Annotated in this window: 7 protein-coding genes; all 7 read left to right on the top strand. The window is 44.4% G+C overall.

Annotation, left to right across the window (positions count from 1 at the left end; all coding sequences use genetic code 11):
• Positions 1-187 precede the first annotated feature (187 nt).
• The 7 genes from JC606_RS22565 to fusA all read left to right on the top strand — a co-directional run bounded on the left by JC606_RS22565 (position 188) and on the right by fusA (position 5308).
• Complete coding sequence (locus JC606_RS22565) at positions 188-913, top strand: helix-turn-helix transcriptional regulator (protein WP_004737190.1); 726 nt, start codon at positions 188-190, stop codon at positions 911-913.
• Positions 907-1296 (top strand): sulfurtransferase complex subunit TusD, encoded by a 390-nt coding sequence (gene tusD, locus JC606_RS22570; RefSeq protein WP_102425867.1) that lies wholly within the window; start codon positions 907-909, stop codon positions 1294-1296. The genes JC606_RS22565 and tusD overlap by 7 nt, the downstream gene beginning before the upstream one ends.
• Positions 1293-1649: a sulfurtransferase complex subunit TusC gene (gene tusC / locus JC606_RS22575; protein WP_102425868.1), complete on the top strand. Its 357-nt coding sequence runs from the start codon at positions 1293-1295 to the stop codon at positions 1647-1649. The genes tusD and tusC overlap by 4 nt, the downstream gene beginning before the upstream one ends.
• An 8-nt stretch (positions 1650-1657) precedes the next feature.
• Entirely contained in the window at positions 1658-1933 is a 276-nt protein-coding gene (gene tusB / locus JC606_RS22580; protein WP_102425869.1) for a sulfurtransferase complex subunit TusB, read from the top strand.
• Positions 1934-2115: 182 nt separating this feature from the next.
• On the top strand, positions 2116-2490 hold the full coding sequence (gene rpsL, locus JC606_RS22585) for a 30S ribosomal protein S12 (RefSeq protein ID WP_004737194.1): 375 nt from the start codon (positions 2116-2118) through the stop codon (positions 2488-2490).
• A gap of 107 nt (positions 2491-2597) precedes the next feature.
• Positions 2598-3068, top strand: coding sequence for a 30S ribosomal protein S7 (gene rpsG / locus JC606_RS22590; RefSeq protein WP_004737195.1), 471 nt, complete (start codon positions 2598-2600; stop codon positions 3066-3068).
• 143 nt (positions 3069-3211) lie between these two features.
• Positions 3212-5308 carry an elongation factor G gene (fusA, locus tag JC606_RS22595; RefSeq protein ID WP_102425870.1) on the top strand — a complete coding sequence of 699 codons (2097 nt, stop codon included), beginning with the start codon at positions 3212-3214 and terminating at the stop codon, positions 5306-5308.
• The last annotated feature ends 203 nt before the right edge of the window (positions 5309-5511 follow it).

The raw sequence follows: 5511 nt of genomic DNA on the forward strand, positions 1-5511 counted from the left end.
CTTCTTGAAGATAAAAGCGGCTTTCCCCGGAAAGCCGCGATGAACCTTTTTTTATGATTCGAATATGAGTATTTGATTTTTAAACTTGTTCTAAATCACTAGTTGCAATGTTAGCTAGGTGTGCAATTAAAATTTTCTGATAAACTTACATAAATTTGTTGATTTTTCACACGAAGGTAAGGAATAAGTGACTACTACAGAAACAGTCAATGCAGATGTGTTACTTGAAATGGAATCAGTCAATGTCATGCCATTCAGTGAACACGATAAAATCATTCTAAGATCTTATGAAGCGGTGGTAGACGGCATTGCGAGTCTAATTGGCCCATTTTGTGAGATCGTTCTGCACTCTTTAGAAGACCTCAACACCTCTGCGATTAAAATTGCTAACGGTGAGAATACCGGGCGTCAGGTTGGCTCGCCAATTACTGACCTTGCACTGAAAATGCTAAAAGATATCGAAGGTTCTAAACGTAACTTCTCACGCTCATACTTCACCCGTGCTAAAGGCGGCGTGTTGATGAAGTCGATCACTGTGGCTATCCGAAATGGTGAAGACCGAGTGATTGGCCTGCTGTGTATTAACGTGAACCTAGATGCGCCTTTCTCACAAGTGCTGCAATCTTTCATGCCGACACAAGACGCAGACGAAGCTGCCTCATCGGTTAACTTTGCAAGCGACGTTGAAGAACTTGTTGACCAAACGGTTGAGCGCACCATTGAAGAGATCAATGCCGACAAATCAGTATCGAACAATACCAAGAACCGTCAAATCGTGATGGAGCTGTACGACAAAGGTATTTTTGATATCAAAGATGCGATTAACCGTGTTGCTGAGCGATTGAATATTTCTAAGCACACCGTATACCTATATATCCGTCAGCGTAAAACAGAGGATGAAGAGGGTTGTTAAGCTATACACTCCTAGTTAATGGGCCTCTCTACGGTTCACAGTCAGCAAGAAGTGCTTACCAGTTTGCCGTGGCTCTGCTTCAACAGGGCCACAAACTCCACAGTGTATTCTTTTATCAAGACGGCGTAAGTAACGGCTCTGACCTTACCGTGCCAGCTAATGATGAGTTTGATCTGGCTGCTGCTTGGCAGAAATTGGCAGATGAACATAATGTAAGTCTTGAGACCTGTGTTGCGGCGGCACTAAGACGTGGCATCATCAGTTCTGAAGAAGCAGAACAGCATCAGTTGAGTGGCTCTAACTTAGCTACTGGATTCACACAGGCTGGTTTAGGCAGCTTATCGGAAGCGCTACTCACGCAAGACAGAGTGGTACAGTTTTGAGAAAATTAGCCTTTGTATTTAATAGCTTTCCTCATACTACCGCTGCGGGTAGGGAAGGGTTAGACGCGTTATTAGCTGCCTCCGCTTATAGTGAAGATATCGCCGTGTTTTTTGTTGGTGATGGTGTGACACAACTTCTTAAAGCACAGCAGCCTGAACAGACACTCTCCCGTGACTACATCTCGGCGTTTAAGTTGATGGATCTGTACGACATTGAACAGGTGTACGTTTGTAAGCGAAGCCTGAGTCAGTTTGGTCTTTCCGCTGATGACTTGTTGATTGATGTCACCGTCGCTGAAGCTGATGAGTTAGCGCAGACGTTAGCTCAGTGCCAACAGATACTGACTTTCTAGGAATCGCTATGCTTCATATTGTTAAAACAGCGGATAAACTAAAACTTGCACTCGTCTACTCTCAACCACAGGATCAATTCTTGTTAGTTGAAGATGCAGTGTATGTTTGCCTTCCAAATCATGAGTTATTCACTCAAATCAGTGCAGTCGAGCACATGTCGGTATTAAAACCCGATTTAGAGAGTCGCGGCCTACAACAGTTGGCCGCTGAAGCCATCCCGCAAATAGGCTTTGATGGCTTTGTTGAATTGACGGTTTTAAACGACAAATCAGTCACTTGGTAGCTGTGTTCTATCAGTTTGGTCAAAACTAGACCATCCTGAGCTCTAGACGGCTAAAAAAGATCTGTATATTTCTTGACACACATCCCACTGCTGAATAGAATTTTGCGTCCCTAATTGCGACATGTAGTTAGGGATAGATTTTTCACAAAGCTTACTTTCAAGTAAATTTCAGGAGCTAGTTAATGGCAACTATTAACCAGTTGGTTCGCAAACCTCGTGTAAAGCAAGTTGTTAAAAGCAACGTGCCTGCACTAGAAGCGTGCCCACAAAAACGTGGTGTATGTACTCGTGTTTACACTACTACACCTAAAAAACCTAACTCGGCACTACGTAAAGTATGTCGTGTACGTCTAACTAACGGTTTCGAAGTAACTTCGTACATCGGCGGTGAAGGCCACAACCTACAAGAGCACAGTGTTGTACTAATCCGTGGCGGTCGTGTAAAAGACCTTCCGGGTGTTCGTTACCACACTGTTCGCGGCGCACTTGACTGTGCTGGCGTTAATGACCGTAAACAAGGTCGTTCTAAGTACGGTGTGAAACGTCCTAAGTCTTAATTGATTCTCTTTTTTAAAAAGAAATCGTTAAGTAAGGCCAAACACTATTTTATTTATTATTCTGAAAAGTTTTGGAAAAAACCTGAAGAAGACAACGGAGAATATCCATGCCACGTCGTCGCGTAATAGGTCAGCGTAAGATCCTTCCAGATCCAAAGTTCAAATCTGAACTGCTGGCAAAATTCGTTAACATCCTAATGGTTGACGGAAAGAAATCTACTGCAGAGAAAATTGTTTACACTGCACTAGATGCAATGGCTGAGAAGTCTGGTAAAGACCACTTAGCTGTATTTGAAGAAGCTCTTGAAAATGTTCGCCCAGCGGTAGAAGTTAAATCTCGCCGTGTAGGTGGTTCAACTTACCAAGTACCTGTAGAAGTTCGTCCGGTTCGCCGTAACGCACTTGCTATGCGTTGGGTAGTTGAAGCTGCGCGTAAGCGTGGTGAAAAATCTATGGCTCAACGCCTAGCTGCTGAAATGCTAGACGCGTCTGAGAACAAAGGTACTGCGGTTAAGAAACGTGAAGACGTTCACCGCATGGCTGACGCAAACAAAGCGTTCGCACATTACCGTTGGTAATACCTTTTTAGTGCTGCAAGGTTCCTTGCAGCACTTCTTTAGTTCCTATGCTTATGCTAGGAACTATTGCTATTTCTAGGGCAGGCAATTTTTAATCCTAGGTATAGCAATAGTCCCTAAGTCTCTAATAAGAGGATTCAACCGTGGCTCGTAAAACTCCTATTGAGCAGTACCGTAACATCGGTATCGTTGCTCACGTAGATGCAGGTAAAACAACCACAAGTGAACGTATTCTGTTCTATACCGGTCTTTCTCACAAAATCGGCGAAGTTCACGATGGTGCAGCAACCATGGACTGGATGGAGCAAGAGCAAGAGCGCGGTATTACGATCACTTCAGCAGCAACCACTACGTTCTGGCGTGGTATGGAAGCGCAATTCCCAGATCACCGTATCAACATCATCGACACTCCTGGACACGTTGACTTCACTATCGAAGTAGAACGTTCTCTACGTGTACTTGATGGTGCCGTTGTTGTGTTCTGTGGTTCATCTGGTGTTGAGCCTCAATCAGAGACAGTTTGGCGTCAAGCTGATAAGTACCAAGTTCCTCGTATGGTTTTCGTTAACAAAATGGACCGTACTGGCGCAGACTTCTTGCGCGTTATCGAGCAGATCAAGGACCGCCTAGGCGCGACTCCTGTTCCGATTCAACTGAACATTGGCGCTGAAGAAAACTTCCAAGGTGTTGTCGATCTTATCAAGATGAAGGCAATCAACTGGAATGAAGCTGACCAGGGCATGACTTTTACGTACGAAGACATTCCAGCAGACATGCAAGAAATGGCTGAAGAATATCGTACAGAACTTGTTGAAGCAGCGGCAGAAGCCTCTGAAGAGCTAATGGATAAGTACCTTGAAGAAGGTGAGCTGACAGAAGCTGAAATCAAACAAGGTCTTCGTACTCGTACCCTTAACAATGAAATCGTACTAGCAACTTGTGGTAGTGCATTCAAAAACAAAGGTGTACAAGCTGTTCTAGATGCAGTGGTTGATTTCCTTCCTTCTCCAGTTGATGTACCTGCAATTAAGGGCATCGATGAAGATGAGAATGAAGCAGAGCGTCACGCGGACGACAAAGAACCGTTCTCAGCGCTAGCATTCAAGATCGCAACAGACCCATTCGTTGGTACTCTAACTTTCATCCGTGTTTATTCTGGTGTTGTTGAAAGCGGCAAAACAGCTTACAACTCTGTGAAGAAACAACGTGAACGTTTAGGTCGCATTGTACAAATGCACTCAAACAAGCGTGAAGAAGTAAAAGAAGTACGAGCAGGTGACATCGCGGCTATTATCGGCCTAAAAGATGTAACCACTGGTGAAACTCTGTGTGACCAGAACCATAAGATTGTTCTAGAGCGCATGGAATTCCCAGACCCAGTTATTCAGATCGTTGTAGAGCCAAGCTCACAAGCCGATCAAGATAAAATGACTATCGCGCTAAGTAAATTAGCGGCAGAAGACCCATCGTTCCGCGTCGATATGGATGACGAGACAGGCCAGACACTGATTTCTGGTATGGGTGAACTACACTTAGATATCATCGTTGACCGTATGAAGCGCGAATTTAGCGTGAACTGCAACGTTGGTAACCCGCAAGTGGCTTACCGTGAAACAATTCGTGGTACAGCGAAAGCGGAAGGTAAATTTATCCGTGAACACGGTGGTAAAGGTCAGTACGGTCATGTATGGCTGAAACTGGAACCATCAGAAGTTGGCGAAGGCTTTGTCTTCGTGGATGAAATTGCCGATGGTACAGTACCAAAAGAGTTTATCGCTTCAGTAGCTAAAGGCGTTGAAGAACAGATGAACAATGGTGTGCTTGCTGGCTATCCAGTTCTGGATATCAAAGCTACACTATATGATGGTTCTTACCATGAAACAGATTCAAGTGAGATGGCGTTTACAATCGCTGCCTCTATGGCTTTCAGAGCGGGTGCACTTGAAGCGCAACCAGTTCTGCTTGAGCCTATGATGAAAGTTGAAGTGACTACTCCAGAAGACTGGATGGGTGACGTTGTTGGCGATATTAACCGTCGTCGCGGCATCATCGAAGGTATGGACGAGGGGACAGCTGGCCTGAAGATAATTCGTGCACAAGTTCCGTTGTCTGTCATGTTCGGTTACTCAACTGATTTACGTTCTGCGACACAAGGTCGTGCTTCTTACTCTATGGAGTTTAGTGAGTACGCTGAAGTGCCTAACAATGTTGCAAAAGCAATCATTGCAGAGCGTGGTTAAACAAAAGGAACGCATTTTTTTCAATTTTTGAAAGATCTAATGCGTCCAAATATTGCGCTAACGAGAGTTGGCGCATAAAATAGCAATTTCTGGCGCGTCTCGCTCAATAATGAACGTGGCGAATCATAACTAGGAAGGAACACGATTGTGTCTAAAGAAAAATTTGAACGTACGAAACCGCACGTAAACGTTGGTACTATCGG

Source organism: Vibrio sp. IB15, assembly GCF_016406055.1.
Classification (GTDB): domain Bacteria; phylum Pseudomonadota; class Gammaproteobacteria; order Enterobacterales; family Vibrionaceae; genus Vibrio; species Vibrio chagasii.

Excerpts from the sequence above, each read along its gene's own strand:
- tusB (WP_102425869.1), top strand. The coding sequence starts at position 1,658 with ATGCTTCATATTGTTAAAACAGCGGATAAACTAAAACTTGCACTCGTC.
- rpsL (WP_004737194.1), top strand. The coding sequence starts at position 2,116 with ATGGCAACTATTAACCAGTTGGTTCGCAAACCTCGTGTAAAGCAAGTT.
- rpsG (WP_004737195.1), top strand. The coding sequence starts at position 2,598 with ATGCCACGTCGTCGCGTAATAGGTCAGCGTAAGATCCTTCCAGATCCA.